General features: G+C 63.2%; 19 protein-coding genes. 7 read left to right on the top strand and 12 right to left on the bottom strand.

Going from position 1 to position 23,804, the window contains the following annotated elements:
• Positions 1–148: 148 nt before the first annotated feature.
• A complete protein-coding gene (locus JFC13_RS04195) occupies positions 149–637 on the bottom strand; it encodes an SRPBCC family protein (protein ID WP_198395856.1) in 489 nt (162 codons plus the stop codon).
• 52 nt (positions 638–689) lie between these two features.
• Positions 690–1,031 (bottom strand): ArsR/SmtB family transcription factor, encoded by a 342-nt coding sequence (locus JFC13_RS04190; RefSeq protein WP_198395855.1) that lies wholly within the window; start codon positions 1,029–1,031, stop codon positions 690–692.
• A 98-nt stretch (positions 1,032–1,129) separates the two neighbouring features.
• Between JFC13_RS04190 and JFC13_RS04185 the strand changes: the two genes are divergently transcribed.
• The 4 genes from JFC13_RS04185 (at position 1,130) to JFC13_RS04170 (ending at position 6,393) form a co-directional block, all read left to right on the top strand.
• Positions 1,130–1,915: a TetR/AcrR family transcriptional regulator gene (locus JFC13_RS04185; protein WP_198395854.1), complete on the top strand. Its 786-nt coding sequence runs from the start codon at positions 1,130–1,132 to the stop codon at positions 1,913–1,915.
• Positions 1,912–2,895 carry an ABC transporter ATP-binding protein gene (locus JFC13_RS04180; protein ID WP_198395853.1) on the top strand — a complete coding sequence of 328 codons (984 nt, stop codon included), beginning with the start codon at positions 1,912–1,914 and terminating at the stop codon, positions 2,893–2,895. Before JFC13_RS04185 ends, JFC13_RS04180 begins: the two co-directional genes overlap by 4 nt.
• Positions 2,892–4,598, top strand: a complete 1,707-nt coding sequence (locus JFC13_RS04175) for an ABC transporter permease (protein WP_198395852.1) — start codon at positions 2,892–2,894, stop codon at positions 4,596–4,598. The genes JFC13_RS04180 and JFC13_RS04175 overlap by 4 nt, the downstream gene beginning before the upstream one ends.
• Positions 4,599–4,713: 115 nt before the next feature.
• Complete coding sequence (locus tag JFC13_RS04170; RefSeq protein WP_198395851.1) at positions 4,714–6,393, top strand: FAD/NAD(P)-binding protein; 1,680 nt, start codon at positions 4,714–4,716, stop codon at positions 6,391–6,393.
• A gap of 29 nt (positions 6,394–6,422) precedes the next feature.
• Here the strand turns inward: JFC13_RS04170 and JFC13_RS04165 are convergent, their stop codons facing one another.
• From JFC13_RS04165 to JFC13_RS04150, 4 genes are read right to left on the bottom strand one after another with little or no spacing between them, the layout of a single operon-like run.
• Positions 6,423–8,672, bottom strand: coding sequence for a LuxR C-terminal-related transcriptional regulator (locus JFC13_RS04165; protein ID WP_198395850.1), 2,250 nt, complete (start codon positions 8,670–8,672; stop codon positions 6,423–6,425).
• The gene (locus JFC13_RS04160) at positions 8,669–9,679 is read right to left on the bottom strand and encodes an LCP family protein (protein WP_198395849.1); all 1,011 of its coding nucleotides are present in this window, start codon (positions 9,677–9,679) and stop codon (positions 8,669–8,671) included. Before JFC13_RS04160 ends, JFC13_RS04165 begins: the two co-directional genes overlap by 4 nt.
• Positions 9,676–10,809 carry an aminotransferase class I/II-fold pyridoxal phosphate-dependent enzyme gene (locus JFC13_RS04155; protein ID WP_232488179.1) on the bottom strand — a complete coding sequence of 378 codons (1,134 nt, stop codon included), beginning with the start codon at positions 10,807–10,809 and terminating at the stop codon, positions 9,676–9,678. The genes JFC13_RS04160 and JFC13_RS04155 overlap by 4 nt, the downstream gene beginning before the upstream one ends.
• Positions 10,806–12,740, bottom strand: a complete 1,935-nt coding sequence (locus JFC13_RS04150; RefSeq protein WP_198395848.1) for an SDR family NAD(P)-dependent oxidoreductase — start codon at positions 12,738–12,740, stop codon at positions 10,806–10,808. Before JFC13_RS04150 ends, JFC13_RS04155 begins: the two co-directional genes overlap by 4 nt.
• A gap of 323 nt (positions 12,741–13,063) precedes the next feature.
• On the opposite strand from JFC13_RS04150, the gene JFC13_RS04145 reads away from it, so the two are divergent.
• Both JFC13_RS04145 and JFC13_RS04140 read left to right on the top strand, forming a co-directional pair.
• Positions 13,064–14,134: a glycosyltransferase gene (locus JFC13_RS04145; RefSeq protein WP_198395847.1), complete on the top strand. Its 1,071-nt coding sequence runs from the start codon at positions 13,064–13,066 to the stop codon at positions 14,132–14,134.
• Positions 14,124–15,167: a glycosyltransferase family 2 protein gene (locus JFC13_RS04140; RefSeq protein WP_198395846.1), complete on the top strand. Its 1,044-nt coding sequence runs from the start codon at positions 14,124–14,126 to the stop codon at positions 15,165–15,167. The genes JFC13_RS04145 and JFC13_RS04140 overlap by 11 nt, the downstream gene beginning before the upstream one ends.
• A gap of 65 nt (positions 15,168–15,232) precedes the next feature.
• Here the strand turns inward: JFC13_RS04140 and JFC13_RS04135 are convergent, their stop codons facing one another.
• Positions 15,233–16,327 (bottom strand): EpsG family protein, encoded by a 1,095-nt coding sequence (locus JFC13_RS04135; RefSeq protein ID WP_198395845.1) that lies wholly within the window; start codon positions 16,325–16,327, stop codon positions 15,233–15,235.
• Positions 16,324–17,730 carry a polysaccharide biosynthesis tyrosine autokinase gene (locus JFC13_RS04130; RefSeq protein ID WP_198395844.1) on the bottom strand — a complete coding sequence of 469 codons (1,407 nt, stop codon included), beginning with the start codon at positions 17,728–17,730 and terminating at the stop codon, positions 16,324–16,326. The genes JFC13_RS04135 and JFC13_RS04130 overlap by 4 nt, the downstream gene beginning before the upstream one ends.
• Before the next feature lie 291 nt (positions 17,731–18,021).
• Here JFC13_RS04130 and JFC13_RS04125 point away from each other — a divergent pair, with 291 nt between their 5' ends.
• The gene (locus tag JFC13_RS04125; RefSeq protein WP_198395843.1) at positions 18,022–19,263 is read left to right on the top strand and encodes a lipopolysaccharide biosynthesis protein; all 1,242 of its coding nucleotides are present in this window, start codon (positions 18,022–18,024) and stop codon (positions 19,261–19,263) included.
• Positions 19,264–19,350: 87 nt separating this feature from the next.
• Here the strand turns inward: JFC13_RS04125 and JFC13_RS04120 are convergent, their stop codons facing one another.
• The 4 genes from JFC13_RS04120 to JFC13_RS04105 form a co-directional block, all read right to left on the bottom strand.
• A complete protein-coding gene (locus JFC13_RS04120; RefSeq protein WP_198395842.1) occupies positions 19,351–20,040 on the bottom strand; it encodes an arsenate reductase/protein-tyrosine-phosphatase family protein in 690 nt (229 codons plus the stop codon).
• The gene (locus JFC13_RS04115) at positions 20,037–21,683 is read right to left on the bottom strand and encodes a polysaccharide biosynthesis tyrosine autokinase (RefSeq protein ID WP_198395841.1); all 1,647 of its coding nucleotides are present in this window, start codon (positions 21,681–21,683) and stop codon (positions 20,037–20,039) included. The genes JFC13_RS04120 and JFC13_RS04115 overlap by 4 nt, the downstream gene beginning before the upstream one ends.
• A 178-nt stretch (positions 21,684–21,861) precedes the next feature.
• On the bottom strand, positions 21,862–22,485 hold the full coding sequence (locus JFC13_RS04110; RefSeq protein WP_198395840.1) for an arsenate reductase/protein-tyrosine-phosphatase family protein: 624 nt from the start codon (positions 22,483–22,485) through the stop codon (positions 21,862–21,864).
• Positions 22,482–23,609, bottom strand: coding sequence for a sugar transferase (locus JFC13_RS04105; RefSeq protein WP_198395839.1), 1,128 nt, complete (start codon positions 23,607–23,609; stop codon positions 22,482–22,484). Before JFC13_RS04105 ends, JFC13_RS04110 begins: the two co-directional genes overlap by 4 nt.
• Positions 23,610–23,804: the final 195 nt, after the last annotated feature.

The following is a 23,804-nucleotide window of genomic DNA, read 5'->3' as shown; positions in this document are numbered from 1 at the left end:
GACTTGCTCCATTCACTTTACCGATAGCCCAACGGTTGGTCAGTTCTTCTCGACCCGGAGCTCGGGATCGAGGAGAACATACCAACCATTTCAGGATCTCGAGGCAGGAACGCCTCATGCAGGGCCGGTATCTCGAGGCAGGCCAGCCTCAGTCCTGAGCGAGCAGCTCGTCGATTTGGGCCATCGCGCTTGTGGCACCTTCGACCATGCCCATATCGAGTACGGTCTTGAGGCCCTCAAGGGAATCGAAAGTGGATTCGTAGGTGACGCGAGTCCCACCGTCGATCGCTTCGAAGGTGTAGACGCTGCTGCTTCCTGGCATCGATGAGTCAACGGTGAACTCCTCATCCGCGAAATAGTCGCGGAAGGCCAATCGTTTCGGGGCTTCGACTGCGGAGACCTCCCAGAGACCGCAGAACTTCTCGCCCTCAGGGCTGGTCATGTAGTAGGTGACCCTGCCGCCAGGAGTCAGCGAGTGGTCGACGACCGTGGCCGGATAGGTGGGTGGCCCCCAGACTCTCTCCAACTGGCGTGGGTCGGCGTAGACCTCCCAGACTCGCTCCGGCGGCGCCGCGAATTCAGCGACCATCGTCAGGGTCAGCGTCTCTTCATCATGAGTGGTGTCCAGAACTGGCATGGCTTCTCCTCGAATGTCTCATCTCCCGCCCATTTGACGGGATCGGGTCACTTCATCGACCGGCGGCCTCGTCGTCGGCAAGCAGGTCATCGATGCGCGCGACTCTCGCACGCCACATGTCCTCGAGCTCGTTCAGCAGCGACGCCACGGTGCGGATCGCGCTCATCTCGACTCGAGCGATCTGTGCCCTGCCGACTCGTCGCTTCGACACGAGTCCCGCGCGCTCAAGCACCGCAACGTGCTTCTGCACCCCCGCGAAACTCATCTCATAGGAATCGGCGAGCTCGGACACTGAAAGCTCCTCTTCCATGACTCGCCGCACGATGTCCCGACGCGTCCGATCGGCCAATGCCTGGAACATCGCATCCACCTGATCGTCCAGAAGTGCCTCCATGGCATCAATGATACAACCATTTGGTTGTACGTCAAGGGGTGAATGAATTCATCCGCTACCCATTGACTCCAGCATTGAACATGCGTTTAATATTAAACATGCGTTCAAAACATGATGACTCGACTCCGCAGAAGCCGGGAACTACGAAGAACCAGGGCACGGCAGGGGCGAAGCCCACTCGTTCCCCCAACTCCTCGCCGGAGACTGCGGAGAAGATCCTCACGGCCGCGGTCCGAGAGTTCTCCGAGCACGGGTTCACGAAATCGACGATCCGCAGCATCGCCTCGGCGGCTGGGGTCTCTCCTGGGCTCGTCATCCACCACTTCGGGTCGAAGGAAGGTCTGCGCACGGCTTGTGACGATCATGTCTTCGCCGCGATCGCCGAGTCGAAGGCTCAGAACGCCGAGTACGCGGTCCACGCCATGCAGATGATCTTCAACGATCCGGACATGAGCACGAAGATCGACTACCTCATGAAGTCCCTGCTCGATCCCAGCGAACACGGCCAGCGCTACTTCGAGCACTATGTCGACCTGGTTGAGGACTACATCTCCCACGGCTTCGCAGGGTACGCCTTCCGCCAGAGCGACGACCCGCGCGGCCAGGCGGCGACGATCGCGACCCTCGCGCTCTCCCCGTCAATACTCGCCCAGCGGCTGCAGACGTCCCTGGGCACGAACAGTACGGCTGAGACGATGACACGCCTCGCGCCTCACCTGCTCGACCTCTACCTCAACGGCGTCCTCTCAGCGACGCCCGAGGGACAGCCCGATCCGTCGCAGCCCGATCGTGCAGACACCGGACCCGTGCCCGACGCTGCCCGACCTGATCGTGCCGACATAGATTCCGACCCCACCGATCCCTCTGGAGGCGATCAATCATGACCACGACGACACGCACCCCGCGCCCCGCCTCGGCGGCGGCCGACCACGAACGTGCGGCCATCTCCATGCAGGACGTCGTCAAGAGCTACGGACGCGTACGCGCACTCGACGGACTGTCACTTGACGTCGCCCGCGGCGAGGTCCATGGCTTCCTCGGCCCGAACGGCGCCGGAAAGTCCACGACCATCCGGATTCTGCTCGGAATCCTCAAACATGATTCGGGGCGCATCAGGCTCCTCGGAGAGGATCCCTGGGCGAAGGCGGTGTCGCTGCACCGCAGACTCGCCTATGTCCCCGGCGACGTCGAACTCTGGCCGAGCCTGACCGGCGGTGAGGCGATCGACCTGTTCGCCCGCCTGCGCGGCGGGGTCGACATCAGCAGACGCAACGAACTCATCGAGCGCTTCGACCTCGACCCACGCAAGAAGGGCCGGACGTACTCGAAGGGAAACAGGCAGAAGGTCGCACTGATCTCCGCGCTGGCCTCCCATGTCGACATCCTGCTCCTCGATGAACCGACGGCCGGCCTCGACCCACTCATGGAGGCCGTATTCCAACAGTGCATCAGAGAGGCCAAGGAGGAGGGCCGCACGGTTCTGCTCTCGAGCCACATCCTGGCTCAGGTGGAGGCGCTGGCCGATCGGGTATCGATCATCAGGTCAGGACGAATCGTCGAATCCGGTGCCCTGGCAGATCTGCGCCACCTGTCGCGGACAACTGTCACCGTGCAGGTGGAGACGGACATTCCGCAGCTGGTCACCATGCTCGGAGTCCACGATCTGGTCCGGGAGGGCACGCAGCTGCACTTCAGCGCCGACACCGCCGAACTCCCTGCCATCATGCGCACCCTCGGCGAGCACGACATCCGATCGCTGACCGCCACTCCCCCGACCCTCGAGCAGCTGCTCCTACGCCACTACGGCGATTCCACCGAAAGCAGCGAATCCGCTGACGGAATCCTCGCAAGGGAGGAACCATGACTCTGCTGACGAGCCCCGATGGCGCCACCGCTCACACAGGCAAGCCGCCCCACCGCACCCGTCACGGACGACACGGCGAGGACCGTGCCGGTTCACAGGTGACAGGACTGCGGACTCTGCTGCGCCTCATGATCAGACGGGACCGGTGGCGAGCGCCCCTCTGGATCCTCAGCCTCGCCGCCCTCACCGCCTACTTCGCGAATGCGATCGCCGTGGTCATGGATGGCGACACTCTCGCATCGATGGTGGTATTCGCGAAGAATCCCGTCATGGGCCTGATCACCGGCCCGGGCTATGGATTGGATGACATCACGATCCCTCGCTTCATCGTGGGCATGTACGGTGTCTTCCTCATGCTCGGTGCCGCGCTGATGTCGATCACGACGATGACTCGACATACTCGTGCCGAGGAGCAGACAGGTCGGGCGGAGCTGATCCGCGCGAATGTCACCGGCCGCCACACGCAGCTCCTTGCAGCACTCGCTCTCACCCTGATCATGAACCTCCTGGCAGGGGCTCTCATGTCCCTGACGTTCTTCTTCTCCGAGGCGAAGCCCGAGCCGTTCTCCTCCGCGCTCCTCTTCGGTGCCGGCATCGCCGCAGCCGGGTGCGTGTTCGCTGCGATCTCTGCAGTCACCGTGCAGCTGACCTCATTCGCCCGCGCAGCCTCGGGGATCGCCGGGGCGGTGCTGGCCGCGAGCTTCGTCGTCCGCGGACTCGGAGACATGTCGGCTGTGGCCGGCGGCGATCTCAAGTGGCTGTCCTGGCTCTCGCCCTTGGGCTGGTCACAGCAGACGGCTCCGTACACCCTCGACAGGTGGGCTCCTCTGCTGCTGTCTCTGGCAGCCGTGGTCGTCCTCGTTCCCGTGAGCCTGTTCCTGCAGTCCCGCCGTGATCTGTCGGCCGGTATCTTCGCCGATCGCCTCGGTCGGGCTCACGCTTCGTCTGGACTGTCGACGAGCATCGGGCTGGCGCTGCGCCTGCAGCGGTCGAGTCTGCTCTGGTGGTCCATCGGAGTCTTCGCCATGGCGGTCATCTTCGGCTCCTTCACCGGAGCCATGCAAGAGGGGGCGGCGGGAATGCCGCAGGAGATCCTCGACCTCATGGGTGGTTCGCGCGGGATCGTCGACGGCTACATCGGCTACATGGCCCTCTACTTCGCCATGATCGTCTCCGCCTATGCGATCATCGCCGCTTCGGGTCTGCGGGCCGAGGAATCGGGGTTCCGCACGGAACCGGTTCTCGCCACGGCCGTGGGGCGTGGCCGGTGGGTCCTGTCCTGGACGCTGGTAACGCTGTTCGGCTCGCTCTGGCTCATGGTTCTGGCGGGTGCCGGCGAAGGGCTGGGCGCGGCCGCATCGACCGGTGACTGGTCGTTGTTGGGACCGGCAGCCCTCGGTCACCTCGCACAGACTCCCTCGATCTGGGCCCTCTTCGGCTTGGCCCTCGCGCTCTACGGTTTCGCGCCGAGGCTGCAGGGACTGGTCTGGCTCGCCTTCGTCTACAGCGCGGGATTGGCCCTGTTCGGGCAGATGATGCGCCTCGACGAGGCCGTCCTCAACACCTCCGTCTTCGTCCACATCGGACAGTACCCGGCCCAGGATCTGGCCGCCGAGGCGGTCGTGACCCTGACCGCGGCAACCGCGGTTCTCGTCGCGCTCGGTGCTTTCGGGTTCCGGCGCAGGAACCTCATGACGGCATGAGGACCGGGCCGAAGACCAGAGACGGGCCGAAGCGAGACCAATTCGTCACCTCCAGATGACCTCGGGACGATCTATCCTGAGACCATCGTGTGCCGCTTCGACGAAAGCATTCCCAATGACGAGAAACTCTTCAACACATGGCCTGGACATTGCCGTCCTCGGCTCAGGAGCATCCGGCACTCATGGGCTGCTTCGCATCCTCGCCCGTCTCACCGACCGGGAGTCATCGGTCGATGACGTGATCCGCATCGCGGTGATCGATCGTGATCACCAGTTTCACTCCGGCATCCCCTACGGTCACCGCTCCGGTCGGTCCTCTCTGCTGATCTCAGCATTGGAGAGTTTCCTGCCCGATCGTGAACGCAGCGAATTCATCAGCTGGCTGGAGGAGAGACGAGAGGAGATGCTCGACTGGGCGAGCGACAGTCGAACCCCCGACTCGCCTCTGGCCGAGGCCATGGAACGTGACTGGATCCTTCGCCATGAGGATGAAGTGCGCGACGGGCGATGGGAGGACCTCTATCTTCCGCGAAGGCTCTACGGCCAGCATCTGTCGGAGCTGGTTGAGCACGCCGTCGAAGCAGCCCGGGGACTCGTCGAGGTCGACTTCCTTCACGCCGATGTCAATGAGGTGGTACGCGAGGGCCGTGGTGGTGCCACTCTGCGCGAGCGCAGCAGCGACGGAGAGGTTCGGTTCGAGGTCCACGCCCATTCCGTGCTGCTGGCCATCGGCTCGCCCCCTGTGCGAAGCCTCGCCGTGTCCGATGTCCCAAGTGATGCCGTCGACGACCTTCTCGACCTGGGGCTGGTCACCGATATCCACACTCCCGAGATCGAGCACGTGATCGAGAGGATCACTGTTCGGCTTGAGTCCCTGCCTGTCGAGAAGCGGACGATTCTGCTGATCGGCGGGAACGCCGATGCTCTTGAGTTCCTGCTCGCATCACACCGGCTCAGGCAGGACACCGGCACCCGACTCTACATCCTCTCCTCGCGGGGGCGTCCTCACTATTGGCACCATGACCGACCAGGCGAGCAGGCTTCGACGCCGACCCTCGACCGACTGTTCGAGACCGCCGAGGCTGGCGCTCCTCTGCGCGCTCGAGACCTGTATGAGGCAGTGCGCGCAGAACTCGCAGCGGCGCTGACCCACGGTAACGTCAACTCGACAATCGCGGCTCTCATCCCTGCGGTTAGCTCATCCCTGCGATATATGGACGATTTCGAGCTGTACTCGATGGCCACCGACCACGGAGTCGCCATCTCCGATCTGCTGCGCCGCGCAGGCGGCGACTCCCTCGATTTCCTCACCGACGGCATCGCGGACGGCACCATCACCTGCATTCCCGGACGGTTCCGCGAAGCGCATGTTCGCGAGGACATGCTGTTCGCCACCGTGGATCAGCTTCCGGGTGCGACGCCGACTTCAGGCAAAGGCACCTCACACGACGAGGCTTCGGACGCCCCTGACCATGGCTACGCTGTGATCGTCAATGGGACGGGCTTCGAACGGGTGACGGACACCCGCTCCCCGCTGCTGCGGCAGATGCTCGGCTCGGGAACCGTCCGGGCCTCAGCGTCGAGGACCGGACTCGCCCTGAATGAGAAGTTCCAAGCGGCGCCGGGCATCTTCGTCCTCGGACCGCTGATCGCCGGGCACCATGGCGGCGGCTCGGCGTATTGGCATATCGAGAGCGTGGCCCGGATCATCCAACTCGCGGACGCAGTAGCCGAGCGCCTCGTCACCGAAGCCATCAGCAAACGCTCGATCAGACAGCGCCTGCTCACCTCCTGAGCCCGCGGCCTCTCCAGTGACTAGACGCCTCAGTCGCCGAGGTAGCCCAGCACCCGAGCGCGCGTGACTGCCGCTTCCCGTCCGCTGACTCCGAGCTTCCGGTAGAGCGAGGAGAGGTTGTTCTTCACCGTCCCCTGCACCAGCAGCAGATCGTGGGCGATCTCGGCGACGCTGGACCCCCGGTCGAGCTTTTCGAGCAGAGTCATCTCTCTGCGTCCGAGCATCGGGAAGTCGACCAGCCCGACCACAGCCTCGCCGAGGCTGTTCAGCTTGTCCATGCAGACGGCGAGGGACTCGCTGTCGAAGGAGCGACGGCTCGCTGAATGGGCCAACGGGACGAGAACCTCCGTGATCTTCTGCCAGATCGGCTCCTCGACGCTCATGCGCATCAGCTCCTGCCTCACGTCCAAAGGCACCTGCACGATCGGCATCACCGTGCCCACCAGAGCGGAGAGCTCCAACAGCTCCACAAACGACAGATGCGCCGCCTCCCGATCTCCGATGCGCAGCAGCGCCGCAGCTTTGATCCCCGTCAGTTCGGCTCGGTTGCGGGTGTCGACGTGGTTCTCGTAGTACTGTGCCTCCGCAATGCGGATCGCGGCTTCATTGCGCCCAGCCACCAACTCGCTTCGTGCAAACAGCACCTGGCTGACCCCCAAGATGCCGGGCAGCTTCTCCAACAGCATTTCGGCCCGATGCAGCTGACCGAGGCTGATGAGCATACCGATGCGCGAGGCCATGAGCATCTCGGCTGCTCCACCCGTCGCGCAGACTCCATGAGCGTGCATGTCGATGGACTCCTCTGACCGCAGCAGAGTCGACCGTGAGCGCGCCACCACCTGCGAGAGCGCCCTTTCGATGATCGGCACGTGAAACCACAGGTCGCCCATCTCCGCGTAGTCGCGCATCCGGCGCACCGTTTCCTCCGCCGCAGCCAGATCCAGCTTATCGAGGCTGCGATAGGCCTCAACGATGAGAGCGGCGGGCCGGAAGGTCTGCTCCTGCACGTACGGTGGAGCGTCGAGACGAGCGAATTCGACGAGCTCCGTGTCGGCACGTTCGTGGTCACCGGCGAGGTAAGAGGCCAGAGCCGTCCAGGCCGTGACAGCGGGAGAGAGGAAGTCCCCGACTACGCTGTCCTCCTTCACCTCGTCCTCGATCGACCTCAGCAGAGCCAGTGCACGTCCCGGCGCACAGGCGAGCACGCTGTGGATCGATGCATAGAGGCGAACGATTCGGCGCGGACGTCGCGCCGCTCCGCTGGCGACCCACCCTGCGCCCGCCTCTGCCGCGGCATGATGCGCTCCGGCAGCGCCGAGGCGGGCCATCTCACCCATCACTGCGTGGAAATGCGATGGTGCCCCTGCATCACCGAGCAGCACTCGCTCAGCGAACTGACCGACCGAATTGCCCTCTGCCTCCAGGTCACTGAGCAGCGCTCCCGGTGCTGTCAGCCGAGCGACGTGCTCGCGAATCAACTGGCTCGAGGGAGCCCCGGGACCGGCGTCGAGCAACGACTCCTGCAGCATGGTGGCCACCGTGGTGACCTCTCTCAACTCCGGGACGGCACGCAGCGCCGTCGCGGGCAGTTGGGCGAATGCCGCCACGCTGGATCGCTGGTGGCGATAGAAGAGCGGATATCCGCAGGCGAGGAAGATGCGGTCGAGCAGATCCCAAGCGCGCACCCTCCGCGCCAGCACGACGGCGTTGTCCACCAGCAGTGAGTCGGGAGAGCTGGCCAATTCGAGCTGCGCGGTGAACGCTTCCGCCAGTGACCTCTCGACTGTCGCAGAGACACCTTCCAACCCCTCCTCGATCAGACTCTTCCGGGCCCAAGCTGCGATCAACAGGGGTACGAACCAATGAGTCTCCTCCGATCCGGCCGTCACTGCGCCGGACATCTGCAGGCGCAGCAGCACGGTCGGAACATCAGCCCAGGCAGGATCCATCCAGGCCTCGGCCGACACTTCGAATGCGACCCGGGCGACGCCTTCGTCGAATCCGTCGAGAAGCGAGAGCACCTCGAGCGCATGCTGGTCAGACGTCGAGAGCGGAAACGAGAAATCATCTGTCTGCGAGACGACGAAGTCCGCCAGCCCGGCCGACCCCAGCAGCTCGTCCAGACTCCGCCCGGTAGTCTGAACTGCCGACACGGCGACACCGGCAAATGACTCCCAGCCTCCGCTGGCAGTGTGGATGATCCGCGCCGCGTCTTCATCGAGATTGAATTTTTCCTGCAGCTGGGCAGCTGTGAGCTTCTTCGCAGCCTGGTCGATCATCGGCGGGTGTCTTCCGCTTCGAAGCCATAGTCGGAGACGGTGTCATCGGCGATCGCCTGTTTCAGCTTCTCGAGACCGCCGTGATCGGCGGTCAGTCGCGCTCCATCGTCGTCAGGGACGAGCGGGACCTCTGCCGGAGCGGTGACGAAGTCGAAATCGTCCTCGCTGATCTCCTCGAGCTGGGATACCAGTTTGACCAGCGTGCTGGCGTTGAGTCCGGAGTCCACGGTGAGGAACGGGCTGAGCACTCGGACCAGTTCAGACATCTTCAGCGGGTTGAACTCATAGTCCGCAGACAACAGCTGAGTACCGACTGCACGGATGAATTCCTGTTGATTGTGAATTCGCTGCAGGTCTCCGTTCGGGAATGCTGTGCGCTCGGATATGAAGGCGAGCGCAGCTGCGCCGTCAAGCGTGTTGGAACCGACCCTGAACTCATGGTCGCCTGATTCGAATGCCGTCGACGAATCGACCTCCACCCCACCGACGAGGTCGGTCAGATCGCTGAGACCAGCGAGATCGATGACCGCAACATGGTCGATGGTGATGGCAAGGAACTCGGATACCGTCTGCACGGCCAGCGGCAGACCCCCGATTTCAGCAGAGGAATCGATCGTGCCCTGCCCGTGTCCGGGTACCGGCACCCAGGTTTCGTTCGGGATGGAGACGAGCTGGACCCCACTGCGGTCGGCGGGGATATGGACGACCATGATCATGTCCGTTGGGAATCCAGTGGAGGCTGTGGAGTCTGTGGGGGCTGTGGAGTCCGGGGCAGATTCCGGAGCGTTGGTGCCGAGGAAGAGAATGTCGGTCGCCTCCGGCCCAGCGCTCCTGTCCTGCTGCTTCGATGATTTCAGCTGTTTCGCCAGAGCAGGGTCGTCCGACTTCGCAGTCCCCGCGTCCCATGACAGCCCCAAGTACCCCGTGTACACGCCGGCACCCGCGCCGAAGAGGAGAAGGGCGACGACCGTGAGGCCCACCACGATGATGATCCTCTGCTTCTTCATACTCCGACCGCCTCATCGATGAGGGCTGCGATCTCCGCAACCACTTGGCTCCGGTCCTCCGGAGGAAGATCCGTACTGGACGGCAGCGCAAGCCCCGTCCGGAACAACCCCTCTGCGCGCCCGGTGATGTAACGCTGATCGCAGCCTTTGTGGACGGGCTGCAGATGCATCGGCTTGAACACGGGGCGAGTCTCGATTCCGCGGCGCAGCAGAGATTCGCTCAGCGACCCGGCATCGGTGCCGGATTCGGTCCCGACGATGAGCACGCTCATCCAGCAGTTGCCGTCGGCGGCGTCGAGGACTCGCATCCCTCTGACTCCACTCAGGGCCTCGTCATAAGCCCGGTAGTGGGAGCGTTTGATCGCCACGATCTCCTCGAGCCTCTCGAGCTGGGCCAGACCGAGTGCTGCGAGAAGGTTGGACAATCGGTAGTTGTACCCCACCTCGGTGTGTTCGTAGTGCACCACCGGCTGCCGCGCCTGGGTCGAGAGGTAGCGGACCCGTTCCGCAGTTTCAGGATCAGAGCAGAGGACTGCACCGCCCGAGGAGGTGGTGATGATCTTATTGCCGTTGAATGACAGTGCGGCAACCTCACCGAACGATCCGGCCGGAGCCCCACCGAGACTGGCACCCACTGACTCCGCGGCATCGGAGATGACGACGGCCCCATAGGCTGCCGCGATCTGCCCGATTCGCGGGTAGTCCGCAGGGCGCCCATAGAGATCGACGGGCATCACCGCACGGATCGGATGCCTTGTGGCGAGGGAGTCGACACAGGCGGCCTCGAGCGCTTCGACCTCCATCAGACCTGCTTCGTCGCAGTCGATGAACACCGGTTCGGCGCCCACGTAGTGGAGGGCATTGACCGTCGCGGCAAAGGTGAGCGTCGACACCGCAACGCGGTCTCCGCGACCGATCCCCTGCGCCAGCAGAGCCAGATGCAGCGCCGCGGTTCCAGAACTCACTGCCACTGCATGGGTGCGGCCCGTGGCAGTGGCCAAACGCGATTCGAACTCATCGAGCTGAGGCCCGGCCGGAGCCACCCAGCCGGATCGCAGCGCGGCGACTACCGCTCTTTCTTCCTTCGCCCCCACTGATGGAAGGCACAGGGGAATACGCATCGCCATCATGACCAGCTCGTCCCGGCGAGGTCGAGCTTGCCCGCTGTCTGGCTGACCTCGGCGAGGTCGGCGGCAGGCATTTCGGCCAGATCATCGGCGGCAGGCATCTCGGTGAGAGCCTCGGCGGCTGTCAGTGCGCCATCCGCGCCGTCCACGACCTCCACATAGCAGTCCCGGATGTTCTCGAGAGTGGCCCCTGGAGTGGGAACCTCCGCCGGATCCAATGGTGCGACTTCTACCGTCCACGACACCCCATTGGCCGAAGTGCGGTCGATTTCGTCGGGAGAGAACAGCTCTTCATGCAGCTTCTCCCCCGCGCGCAGGCCGGTGTAGACGATGGGACAGGACCGCCCCGTCAGTGCCATCACTCGTTTCGCCAGATCGACGATGCGGACGGGTTTGCCCATATCGAGTACCTGAGTCTGGCCGCTGCCGCCCAGCGCTGCCGCCCGCAGCACCAGAAGGCAGGCTTCGGGAATGGTCATGAAGAACCGTGTGACGTCCGGATGTGTCACGGTCAGTGGTCCGCCGCGACGGATCTGATCGGCGAAGGAGATGAGCACCGACCCCCGTGAGCCGAGGACATTTCCGAAACGCACCGACACATAGGGAAGGCCCGTTGCGGCCGCATAGTGGGCGGTGAAGCGTTCTGCGACGAACTTCGACCGTCCCAACTCGCTGCTGGGGTTCGCTGCCTTGTCCGTGGATATGTTGACGAATCGGCCGACACCGTGTTTCCGGGCCGCACGCAGAACGTTCAACGAGCCGTGCACATTGGTCTTCCACCCTTCAGCGGGATAGCTTTCGAGCATCGGAAGATGCTTGAGCGCAGCCGCATGGATGACGATGTCGGGCTTGTGCTTGGCGAAGGCGTGATCCAAGGCCTGCGGGTCACGGATATCGGCGAGGACGAGATCAGGAGAATCCATCAGCGCTCGGCCTTCGAGGCTCATGCACAGCGCGTGCAGCTCAGACTCGTCGCGATCGAGCATGATCAGTCGGCTCGGGTCATGTCGCGAGATGATCCGGCACAGCTCAGAACCGATAGAGCCGCCGGCACCGGTGACAAGGACGGTACGGCCCTCGACGAGACGAGAGATCTGATCGCTCTCGGGTTCGATGGCAGGTCTGCCGATGAGGTCTGTGACGTCGAGGTCACGGATATCGGAGAGCCCGATGTCCGATGAGAGCATGTCCAAGGGAGAGGGCACGGCCCGCACCCAAGTCGTCTCCGGTTCCAGGCGCTGGACCAGTGAAGCGAACACCTGCGCCGGTGCATCGGCGATGCCGACGATGACTCCGGCGGCATGCGAAGCGGCAACCACCTCGGCGACGGAAGAAGTGGTGCCGCGGACGGGAACACCGTGGATGAGCTGCCGGGCCTTGCTCGGGTCATCGTCGATGATGGCCACGGGACGGTAAGGGCTGAGCGGATCTGCCATCATCTGGGAGACCAGGGAAGCACCGAGGTCACCGGCACCGACGATGATGACCGGCTCGCCGGCCACGGGCACGAGTCGCAGCTGTTGGAGGACCCGGACGAGCTGCCTGACGAAGACCATGAGGGCTTGGGCGAAGAGCAGAGCCAGAAGCAGCCAGGGGATGTCCTCCCGGTATTCCGGCACTGCTCCCATCACGGCGGTGCCGGTGAAGAGGACGGCAGCGACCACGCCCTGATTGCGCAGTTCGCGGTCGGAGCCGAGCTGATACCGATTCCGATACAGCGAGAGCAGGTAGCCCAAACCGAGCTGCCCGACGACGAGTGTCGGCAGCAGGAGCAGAAACTCGCCGCCCCAGACCCGCCCGAACAGGGAGACGACGAGGAACCACGAAACGATCAGTGCTGCCCCGTCGAGACAAGCCAGACCGAGAGCACTGGAGTAGGGCCGGCGACGAGGACCGTCTCCGGCGGATGGCAAGTGGGCTGGGAGATCATTCATTGTTTTCACGAGGCCCAGGATTGCCCACTCATCGCCCAGCCAATAGGGGGTTACCTCCGGACAGCCGCGTGTCACTACTCTGTCATGATCAGGTCATCACTGGCTCCCGATACTCAGTCACCCGCTATGACCTGGAACTCGTGGATCAAACCCTCTCACATCACCCCTCAGACACTCGGCTGCCCCGAGATTCCGCCCTCGACGGCTGACCGCACGGAGTCTGCGGATGACCGTAGACCGCGATGATCCCGAGGGTTTCACGTCCCGCGTTCTCCTATTCTGAGAGCGTCAGCGAGAGCAGAGATCAGGGACGGTGAAGCAGCGTGAGAATCGGCTTATTGGCCAGCACCGGTGGGATGTTGGACTCCTTCTTCATCGAGATCGCACAATCATGGCGATCATATGGGCAGACCGTCAGCTTCGCCGCCGGGTCCTCGATGATCTCGGGCCAGGCGACTCTGATCCCCGGGCTCTCCCGTCGTCCCGACCCGGGTATGGTTCGAGCGCTGTCCGGCCTGCGGCAGTGGTCGGAGGGCGAAGATCTCGATGTCATCGTCACGAACTCGGCAACCGCCTCGGCGCTGGTGAGACTTGCAGGGACGAGAGCACCTGTCGTCTATTTCTGTCACGGCCTGCACTGGAACGAGCTCCGTTCGGTCGGAGACCGGGTGTGGCCAGTCATCGAGCGCTTGCTCCTGTCGCGCACCGCAGGCGTCATCTCGCTCAATTCGGACGACCGGGCATGGTTTGCCGACCGTCTTGAGAGCCGTCGTCGGCTGCATCTGTCGGCCGGGGTCGGTCTCGACCTGGCTCGATACCCTGTCAGAGACCTGCCGGACGGGCCTCTCCGACTGTGCTGGATCGGGGAGTTCTCCCCTCGCAAACGTCCGCATCTGGCTCTGGACACAGCGGCCCAACTGCAACGGCGAGGACTCGACTTCCATCTCGAGATGCTCGGCGAGGGAATCTTTCGCGCGCAGATCCGTGCCGAGATCTCCGAGAGAGGATTGTCGGAATTCGTCTCCGCGGATGGTCCGGGTGATGCGGCCGCTGCGCTCGCGGACAGCCATGCTCTGGTCCACACCGCACAGTGGGAAGGTCTGCCCCGCGTCATGTTGGAGAGCCTGGCGATCGGCCGAGGCAGCTATGCCTTCGACGTCAAGGGTGTGCGTGACATTCCTCTGGCTCAGCTGAGCGTCGACGGCGATGCAGCGCAGCTGGCCACCCGGATCGCCGCTGACTGGGATTCGGGGCGACTGCGCCGACCACTGGACTTCGACCGAGAACTCCTCGACTACTCACATGCCGCCGATGCGATCCGGCAGTTCCTACCCAGCTTCATCAACACCGTGTCGTCGACGTCGAACAGGCGGAGAGAACCTCATGTCGAATGATGCTCTGATCTCCGTCATCATCCCCGTCCACAACGGCGAGAGGTACCTGCAGGACTGCCTGTGGTCGGTACTCACACAGTGCCACGACCATCTGGAGCTCATCGTCGTCGACGACGGATCCACCGACGACACACCGGAGATCCTTGAGGACTTCAGCTCCCGGGACCCGCGGATCATTCGTCTTCAGACCGATCATGCCGGGGCCTCGGCGGCTCGCAATGCAGCGCTGGCGAAGGCACGAGGCGAATGGATCATGTTCGTCGACGCCGACGACCAGCTCCTCAGCCCTTGTCTGCTCAAGGCGATAGCCGACTGCTCGGACTCAGCCCTCGACGTGGTCACCTTCGAGACCAGCAGCAACTCCGCCGACATCGCCGATGCCCACGACGCCGCGCTCCTCGCGCGGCACAGGTGCATCGCCGGTGAAACTCGCCTGAGGAGGCCGAAGCGGGTTCTCAACTCGTCCTATCTGGTCCCGAAGATCATCGACGAATCGTTCAATACAGTGTGGAACAAGGCCTATCGTCGTGCGGCTGTGGCTCGGTCGGGGGCGCGATTCCCCGTCGGGATCCACCTCGGCGAAGATCTGCTGTTCAATCTCTCCTTCGCCCGTGCAGCTTCGACAGGGAGCCACCTTCCCCTGCTGGGCTACTACTACCGGCGAGACAATTCAGCCTCGGTGACCAAAAGGTTCGTCCCCGGAAAACACGATGAGCTGATGCTCGTCAACGACGATCTGCAGCAGTTCGCCTCGGACCTGAGCTCGCCCGAGCTGATCGCAGCGGCCGGATATATCCGAGCCAAGAATGCGGTGTCCTCGACCAGGGACCTCCACCACCGGCAGTGTCCTCTCCCCCTGCGGGAGAAGTTGGCAGCGGCCAAGACATATCGGAGTGCGGCAACACGGGTGGCCATCCGCGGACTGAGACCCGTTCAGCTGATGTTCGGTGCCGTCTACAATCTGCTCGATCATCGGGTGCTGTTCTTCCTCACCGGGTTCCTCGCCGCGGCGAACCGGCGGGCCATTCGCTGAAGCGACACGCGCCGGCGATGCGCCGCATCGACACAGGTTTCAGGGGCTGAGCAGCCTGCCCGCCATCAGGTGTTGAGCAGATTGTCCATCGCACCGATGTACTGACTCCAGCCGAGGAAAGCGACCATGAGACCGACACTTCCCAGTCCCTGTCTCCACCCTTTCAGACAGAGCACCGGGACAGTCACGATCAGCGGCACGATCGACCAGGAATAAGCTGCGACCCTGTCGCTGTAGTAGACGAACCCCAATGCCAGGTAGTACGTATTGAGGATGACGAAGGCGTGGAACAAGTGTCGGTACCAATCCGGCAGACCATCGATCGTCCTCAGAACGATATAGCCCATCACCAGGACGCAGAGGCCGAGAATCCAGAAGTCCGGTCTGTTCGTCCCGCCGGTGTACAGATCGGCGTTCTCAGGATCGGTGTAGGTTTCGAGTGCCTCCGATCCGGAGGCGAACGGCGCCAAAAGGCTCGCGTTGAGTCCCGTGAGGAACAGCAGAGAGAACACCACCCACACCCCCACGAGGAAATTGGTGGAGGACTTCGGAAGAAAGCGGATGCCCAGCAGCAGCAGCGCCGCAGGAATCGCCGACCAGTGGAAGAGAGACGCAACGGCCAGCCACACGAGCGTCTGCCACAGGCGGGCCTGCCGGCAGATCGAGACCAGAGCGAGCAGAATGAACAGCAGAGACAGTCCCTGACGCAGCAGATAGCTCGAATACCCGGTGAAGAAGCCGAAGCAGAAGGTGATGTAGTAGACGATGGTCACCTGCCATACCGACCGCAGCAGCCAGAGCAGGGCGAGGGCGAGCATGATCGAGCCGAGCAGGGCAATGACGAAGAAGTAGACCTGCGGGTCATGAGTGAAGAGACCGATGAACCAGCCCAGCAGGAGGAAGGCAGGTTCGCGACCTTCACTGTCGTAGGTGTAGAAGACCTCGCCGGTGGGCGCGAAGCTGAGGATCTGGAATTCCGTGGAATAGATCGCCTTGTCGGAGATGTCGTAGTTGCCCAAGGCTGCGACGATGGCGTTGATCAGGATCAGCGAAATCAGCGGAAGCAGAGCATTGCTCCAATGCCGCAGCTGCGGGACTCTCCAGCTCAGAACGAGCATGAGAACCCAGACAGTCGTCACCCCGAACCAGATGGCCATCATGATCGGTTCGTGCCACCGTCGTTGACCATCAGCGGCAGAGCAGCGATCGGGGGCTCGGACTGAATTCCGTAGGTTCGGTTTCGGTCGGCCTCCGCCGCGGACAGTTCGGACCTGTTGAGCACGAGACCGATCGGAGCTCCCAGTTCGTCCAGAGCCCTGACGGATTCTGCGACGGCGCGGGACTTCACCCGTCCGGCGCCCGCGACAAGGAGGGTCCTGCTGGCCAGTCGGGAGAGGACGAGTCCGTCTGCCACAGGCAACAATGGTGGGCTGTCGAGAATGACGAGGTCGAACCTGCCTGCCAGTTCGGACACCAGTTCTGCCATTGCACGGGTCTCGAGCAGCTCCGAGGGGTTGGGCGGAATCTCTCCGGCCGTGAGCACACTGAGGTCGTGATCACCCCAGGTCTGCAGCAGCTCACTCAAGTCGAGGCCTCCGACCAGGGCGGTCGTGAGGCCGGCCGCATTCTCCAACCCCAGACGTGAGGCGACACTCGGTCGTCGCAGGTCGGCATCGACGAGGACGACACGCTGCCCCGCTCGGGCGCTCGCGATGGCCAGATCGAGGCTGAGCGTGGTTTTGCCCTCCCCTGCCTGGGCTGAGGTCATGAGCAGGACGGTGCTCTCTTCGTCGACGTGGGCGAAGCGGAGGTTGGTTCGCAGACGAAGAATCGACTCGCCGCGAACTCCTGAGATCGCGGGTCCGCCCTTGGCAGACTCGTGAACGATGGCGCGGTCTTCCGGGACCGACGCCATCAACGGCGCCGAGGTGATGGCCGCCAGGTCGTCCTTCGTCCGGACTACGTTGTCGAAGGTTCCACGCACAATCGCGATGGCGATGCCTGCCGCCAGACCGAGCAGTGCACCGATGGGCGCGAAGACCCAGGTCGGCAGGCCGTCTGAAGCTTCCGGCACCACCGCCGCATTCGCCTCGATGAGGTCGATGGACGCTGTATCGGTCTTTCCCGGGTTCTCGAGCATTTCGATCCTCTCCGTCAGGCTGCGAGCCGCTGCCGTCGACAGCCGAGCCGCGCCGTCCGCGTCCTCGGCCCGAGCCTGAACGGTGATGAGCACCGTCTCGGGGTCGCTGAATGCTTCGACCTGGCCAGCCAGCGCTTCTGGAGTGGTGTCGAGTCTCAGATCTGAGACCACTGGTTCGAGGACGGATTCGCTGCTGACCATGCCCACATAGGTCTGGATGCGCTCCTTGATGAAATCCGAAGCCATGCGCATCTCATAGGGATCTCCTGAGGTGGGCACCGACACGAACAGCTCTGTACGCGCTGTATACGTCGGCGGGAGCAGGGTCGAGACTCCGAATCCTCCCAGCCCGCCGAGTAGGACGGTGAGGATGAGCAGCACGATATGACGGCGGAGGAGGTGGAGAAATTGCTGGAGTTTCATCAGAGATCAGCTTCAGTCGGGCCGGAGAACCGGCATGAGACGACATCGCAGCTCAGCTCGATGTCCGGGACTCGTACTCGCGCTCTCAGCCTAGTGAGACTTGCTTCGGGAAGGACCCCTTCCCGCCCCTGACTACGGTTCACCGCGATGGATGCACGGAATACCGCACATGTCAGTGGCGCATCCGCAATCCGGCAGCGAAGCCGGCCACGGAACCGTCGATGGGGACGATACTGGAGTCCGGCCCTGGCCATCCTGAGGTCGCGCCCACAGTCGAGGAGGAAACCTCCGGTGCACAGCTCCCGATCCGCTTTTGCGTTGGTCACTTTGGGTAATGTCGCGGTTGCCGGCGCCCAGTGGTATCTGGTGTGGCTGTTCGCTCAGCAGAGCGGACCGATCGCCGTCGGCCACTACTCCACGCTGATCGCAATGATGACACCGGTATTCATCGCCACGCAGCTTGGTCTGCGCAATCTCTTCGTCACCCTGCAGCAGACTGTACGCTGGCGCATCTATCTCGGGTGCCGCTTGTCCACCGTCGGCCTGTCCGTCCTCATCATCAGCGGGCTGGTCATCTACGGGCCCGCTCAGATCCACTCTGCTCTCGCTTGTCCACTGCTGATGATCAAGGTCAGCGATTCGATCGGTGATCTGTTCTATGCCCGACTGCAGAAGACCGAGCGTCTCTTCACCTTCGGACTCATCCTCCTCGGCGTGGCCGCAGTCAGCGCAATCACAGTCACCGCGGTGATCCTCACAACCGGTTCAGTCGTCACCGCACTCTGGTCGGCAGCCGTGGTGTCTGCCGCAGGCACGGTCGTCACCATCTGGGTGGCCTCGGCCAAACCACCCGAAATGCCTGAGGCGATAGAGTCACGGACCTCGGTACGCGAGGAGATCCGTGCACTCATTTCGGCCGGTGTTCCGATGTCCCTGATGCAGGGTGTCTATTCCCTGCTGTCCTATGTGCCGCTTGCCGTGGTCGCCTGGTTCGGATCACCCAGCGACGTCGGACGGTACGCTTCGGCCGCCTACCTCGTCGTCTTCGCCAATCTGGTGGGCGCGTCGATCGAGACGGTCGTCCTACCTGCCTTCCGCACCATCCACGACGGCGACGGGCCTGTTGTGCTGCGACGCAGAGTGAAGCGACTGTGCGCGATCGCTCTGACCAGCCTTGTCCCCTTTGTCGTGCTCGCACTGTTCATCGGACCGTGGCTGCTGTCGACCATCTACGGCGCCGACTTCGTCCTCTCCCGAGAAGCCGTGCTCTTCCTCGCCCTGGCGGCGCTCTGCACATTGCCGACCTATCTGGCATCGGCGAATCTGCTTGTCCTCAACCGCTATTGGGCGACCTTCTTCGTCGGCGCAGCTGCGATCGGCACTGTCCTCGCCAGCGGTGGGGTCGCCGGCATGGCCGGAATGTCGGCCGTGGAAGCAGGTTGCCTCGCGGTGTTCGTCGGCTCGCTGACACGGCTGCTGGGCGAGTTCTACTGTTCCCGGCCCCGTCATGAGTCATCGCCGGTCACTCTGTGATTGAGTCCAGATAACGTCATTGAGTCTCAGACGGTGTGATCGAGTCCACGACGGTCAGTACCGAAGACTCGGAGAACGTGCGCCGCTTCAGGCTTCGCCGAGGCTGCTGTTCCTGTACTCCCAGTCGACCATCTCGTACACGCCTGGGAGCATCTGGTCGGTCATCACCGGGCTGAGTAGGTCCCAATCATCGTGCGGATCGACCACATCGTCGAAGTCCGGTCCACCGGGAGCCGGCGTGCGGGAACGCTGTGCCAGAGCGACCAGGTTCTCCCAGCGCTGCCGAGTCGCCAGATCTTCGCTCGTCGAGAGGGAATGAATGATGCGAGCGAATTCCCGCAGTGTGAAGGTTCGTCTGAGCGCGCGCGGCTCAAGAGTCACCACTTGGCTCCGGTGCCACCGCTCCATGCCGATCACCAGATCCGCGTTCGTGACTTGAGCAGAGTGCAGACGTTTGGCGCGAAACTCGCTGAGGTCGAATCCCCAGTCTGCCGCCAGGGACTGCACATCATCGGTCACACCGACCCCGGCCACTCCCTCGGTGCCCGCGCTGTCGAGGGCGAACCGTCCGGGGGCGACTTCGTCGAGTCCCTGTTGGAGAAGTCCAGCGGCCAGCGGCGAACGAAAGAGATTTCCGGTGCAGACGACGAGGATTCTGAAACGGTCGCAACGGCCAGCCTCGGCGGACCAGGCGGTCGGGCCTGTCAGTGGGTCAGTCGGCGAGTCGGTCGGCAGGTGGGTCGGTGGGTAGGTCGGCGGCTCACTCCTGGTCGTCACTGCTCCGCAGTCCGCTCTCCGGCCCTGATTCTCTTGGTGTCATCGGCTCCTGCCGCCTGATCCAATTCTCCAGCCGGTCGATCGGAGCGTGCGGTGAGGCGTCCGGATCCCCCGGTGCGCTGTGCTCTTCGCCGAGTCCGGCTTCCGGGCCAGACTCGAGGTGTGCGCGCGGACTGCTCGGCGCCGAGCTCCCCCTGCAGCCATCCGACCGGCTCCATGCCTTCGGTGCGGGCTGGCTCTTCTCCACCGCGCGTCGTGCCGTGACCGGAAGCGGGTGACAGGCCGGCAGCCGACTGGCGCGCCGAATAGGTCTTCGTATATCCGGTCAGGTCGGAATGTCCCAGCGGGACTTTGTTGACGACGAGGCTGAGCGGAGTTTCGACCACGGACAGATCGTTCAGCGCTTCCTCCAGCTCGTTGCGTGAGGTCTCATTCACCGCGATGACGTGGATGATCCGACCGGCCATCTTGGCCAAAATCAGCCCGTCTGCAACAGGAAGCACCGGCGGACAGTCGAGGATGACAGTGTCGAAATCATTGCGCAGGACCGTCATCAGTTTGGACATCGACCGCGAGTCAATGAGTTCCACCGGATTGGACACCTTGTCGCCGGCGGTCAGCACGTACAGCTCGTCCTGTCCCCACGGCTGCAGCAGATCGTGAACATCTGCGGTTCCCAGCAGTGCAGTAGTCAGCCCTGCCGAGTTCTCAAGACCGAGCCTGTCCGCAACGGCGGGCTGGCGCAGGTCGACATCAACGAGAACCACTCTCTGCCCGGACTGTGCCAGCGATATCGCCAGATTCACACTGGTTGATGTCTTCCCTTCGGAGGGCACCGATGAGGTGACCTCGATGACGTTGTTCGAGTCTTCGACTCGAGCGAAACGCAAGTTGGCTCGCAGGCGACGAATGGCCTCGGCATAGGGAGAATCCTGATGGATCGCTGTCGGCTCCGGATGCGCTGAGGACTCGTTGTGCACTGGCACCGAGGCGAGGATCGGCGCGGCGGTCACCTCGCGAACACCTGTGATATCGCGGATCTTGGAGTCCACTGCGGAGCGGAACAGCGCAATAGCGATGCCGAGTGCCGCCCCCAGGAGGATTCCGATTGCTGCGCAGAGCCACCGGGCCGGACCGCTCGCTGACGAAGGGACGCTCGCATCGTTGGCCACAGCCAACCGGATACCCGATTGTGCTTTGCCATGACGGGATTCGAGGTCGGTGATCGTCGTGGTGAGGCTGTCTGCCACCGCCTCCGACACTCGAGCGGCTCCTCCCGGTGTCGTGGCTGTCGCGCTGACTGTGAGCAGCACGGTCCCGTGGTCGGATGAGGCCGTGACGTACTCCGCCAACTTCTCGGGACTGATCTTCAAGTCCAGATCGCGGATCACGGGCTCAAGCACAAGCCGGGAGTCGGCGAGATCAACATAGGTTCGCAGCCGTTCCTGGACGAATGCAGAGGCGATCTGCTTCTGGTCTGGGTTCGAGGCCTCGACCGTGGACACAAACAGCTCGGTCTGCGAGGTGTACTCGTCGGGGAGCAGGAGGTAGACACCGACACCGCCAAGACCGCCTGCTGCAATCATCACGATCAGCAGGACGATGTTCTTCCGCACAATCCGCAGAAAATCGATGATGGTCATCTCGGGTCCAATCCAGTCTGAAGGGAAACTGCTGCGATGATGTTTGGCCCCAACTGTACTGTCGGCGACGGCAGAACGGTCGGTCGCGTCACCGAGCTTGCGGCGTCCCGCAACGGCCCTGCGGAGGCGTTCGTCACCCACTGACTCACCCCTGGGGATTTCGACCAGAGCCGCATTCTCATTGCCTGCTGTCGGGGGCACATCCCCGCACTTCCCATTCGCGAATCACATCGATCGCGGAGACGATCTGGGTGTTCATCCGCTCGTATGCCCGTGTCGGGCGATCGTGCGGATCGATGACATCATCATCGGCTGCGCCCCCTGGTGGAGGAGTTCGATATCGGGGCGCAAGAGCGACGAGGGACTGCCACCTCCCTGTCGGCGTTGCCAGCTGCTCGGGACGCACGGTGGGAAGGATGCGCGCGAACTCGCGCAGGGTGAACGTGGTCCGCAGTGCCCGCGGACTCACCTTCACGACCTGCCGTCTGAGTGCTCTGTCCATGACCAGGATGAGATCGGCTTCAGAGATCATCGCCTCATCAAGCTGGCTGACGACGAATCCGTGCAGACGAATTCCGCGGCGCGATGCCAATCTCAAGACTTCCACCGCAGCTGGATGCCCAGGCGTGACCTGGGTTCCCGCGCTGCGCACGGTGAACTCACCTGGCGCCTCGGTGTCGAGCTCGTGCTGCAGCATCCGTGCTGCCAATGGGGAACGGCAGATATTGCTCAGCCCCACGACGAGTATCCGAAATCCTGTGGGCATCACTGCCCAGTCTCCGTTCACAGCTGCGTTCGTCATTGGCTTGCGTCCGCCTTCGGCAGCCTCCGCATTGCCGATTCGCCTCGACCTGCCTCGTCCGGCACCCGACCATACGAAATGAGTCGGCTCCGACCGGCGTCGGTATCGGCATGCGCATCAGCACCGGCATCGGCCGACTCGTCCGGCCACAGCCTGCAGACGGCAAGAATCCGGTCGGCTGAAGCAAGGTGTCCGAATTTCAGCTGTTCCCCCGGGTCGGCGATTTCTTTGAATCCGGCTTCGGTCAGCACCGAACGGTCCACACTGTCGGCGCGCACCACGCAGACGGCGAATTCGGCCTCGGTCGCCCGCGTACGGTTCGTCAGCAGTCTGACGACCTCTCGTCGAATCTCGATGGCCGGATCTGATTCCGTGCAGTCATCGAATCGGATCAGGAGAGCGTGCTCGCTCATGACCGTAATTTCGCAGTATCCGATCTCGTGACCGTCGGAGCTGCTCACCGACCATGTCGTGATGGTCTCTGCCCGATTTCGCTGATCAAACACCAACAGCTCGGATTTCAATGTGCCGCCGAAGTTCTCCGCTGTCACCTCGCCGTCCTGACTGATTCCATCCGCACGGAGCACGATTCTGATTGTGCTCATGAGTATGCGCAGATCGAGGCCGAAACTCACCGTATCCACGTATTCGACGTCAAGATCGAATCTGTCGTCCCAGCGCACACGATTGCGTCCGCTGATCTGCGCCAGTCCGCTCAGCCCTCCACGCACTTGGTGCCGACGACGCTGCTGGTCCGAGTAGTGGGGCAGATAGCGGGTGGGCAATGGCCGCGGGCCGATCAGACTCATGTCTCCGCGCAGCACGTTCCACAGACTCGGCAATTCATCCAAGCTGCTCGACCGCAGCAATCGACCGAAGCGTGTCATCCTCTGACTATCGGAGACGAGTCCCCGCTCGGGATCAGGGTTGCGCATACTGCGGAATTTCCACAGCTGGAAGACCCTTTCGCCTTTTGTCACTCTCTCCTGGTGGAAGAAGATCGGCGCTCCGAGAAAGAGGAGAATCAGGAGGCAGACGACGATGAGAACCGGCGAGAGCACGATCAGAAAGACCAGAGCGGCGAGAACATCAAGCACCCTCTTGACGAAGTGATATCCGTTCATCTTGCTGCTCCCCGGGCCGGTAGGACGGTCCCGACCGGAGCTGGGCCGGGTCCCTGGCGGAATGGCTCAAAGCTGAAGCTCGTTTCGGTTGTCAACATGGCAACGCACTCCTCACTATCTTCTGGTTCTCAGGCTAGGCATGCACGACGGTGCCGCCACTCGTCTTGCCGAAGTCTTGCGGGACACCGTTGAGTT

Source organism: Brevibacterium antiquum, assembly GCF_016107655.1.
GTDB lineage: Bacteria > Actinomycetota > Actinomycetes > Actinomycetales > Brevibacteriaceae > Brevibacterium > Brevibacterium antiquum.
This window is presented reverse-complemented; position numbering and strand designations above follow the sequence as displayed.

Bases quoted from the DNA above. Each gene is read 5' to 3' on its own strand.
- JFC13_RS04195 (WP_198395856.1), bottom strand. From the start codon at position 637: ATGCCAGTTCTGGACACCACTCATGATGAAGAGACGCTGACCCTGACG.
- JFC13_RS04190 (WP_198395855.1), bottom strand. From the start codon at position 1,031: ATGGAGGCACTTCTGGACGATCAGGTGGATGCGATGTTCCAGGCATTG.
- JFC13_RS04185 (WP_198395854.1), top strand. From the start codon at position 1,130: ATGCGTTCAAAACATGATGACTCGACTCCGCAGAAGCCGGGAACTACG.
- JFC13_RS04180 (WP_198395853.1), top strand. From the start codon at position 1,912: ATGACCACGACGACACGCACCCCGCGCCCCGCCTCGGCGGCGGCCGAC.
- JFC13_RS04175 (WP_198395852.1), top strand. From the start codon at position 2,892: ATGACTCTGCTGACGAGCCCCGATGGCGCCACCGCTCACACAGGCAAG.
- JFC13_RS04170 (WP_198395851.1), top strand. From the start codon at position 4,714: ATGACGAGAAACTCTTCAACACATGGCCTGGACATTGCCGTCCTCGGC.
- JFC13_RS04165 (WP_198395850.1), bottom strand. From the start codon at position 8,672: ATGATCGACCAGGCTGCGAAGAAGCTCACAGCTGCCCAGCTGCAGGAA.
- JFC13_RS04160 (WP_198395849.1), bottom strand. From the start codon at position 9,679: ATGAAGAAGCAGAGGATCATCATCGTGGTGGGCCTCACGGTCGTCGCC.
- JFC13_RS04155 (WP_232488179.1), bottom strand. From the start codon at position 10,809: ATGATGGCGATGCGTATTCCCCTGTGCCTTCCATCAGTGGGGGCGAAG.
- JFC13_RS04150 (WP_198395848.1), bottom strand. From the start codon at position 12,740: ATGAATGATCTCCCAGCCCACTTGCCATCCGCCGGAGACGGTCCTCGT.
- JFC13_RS04140 (WP_198395846.1), top strand. From the start codon at position 14,124: ATGTCGAATGATGCTCTGATCTCCGTCATCATCCCCGTCCACAACGGC.
- JFC13_RS04135 (WP_198395845.1), bottom strand. From the start codon at position 16,327: ATGATGGCCATCTGGTTCGGGGTGACGACTGTCTGGGTTCTCATGCTC.
- JFC13_RS04130 (WP_198395844.1), bottom strand. From the start codon at position 17,730: ATGAAACTCCAGCAATTTCTCCACCTCCTCCGCCGTCATATCGTGCTG.
- JFC13_RS04115 (WP_198395841.1), bottom strand. From the start codon at position 21,683: ATGACCATCATCGATTTTCTGCGGATTGTGCGGAAGAACATCGTCCTG.
- JFC13_RS04110 (WP_198395840.1), bottom strand. From the start codon at position 22,485: ATGACGAACGCAGCTGTGAACGGAGACTGGGCAGTGATGCCCACAGGA.
- JFC13_RS04105 (WP_198395839.1), bottom strand. From the start codon at position 23,609: ATGAACGGATATCACTTCGTCAAGAGGGTGCTTGATGTTCTCGCCGCT.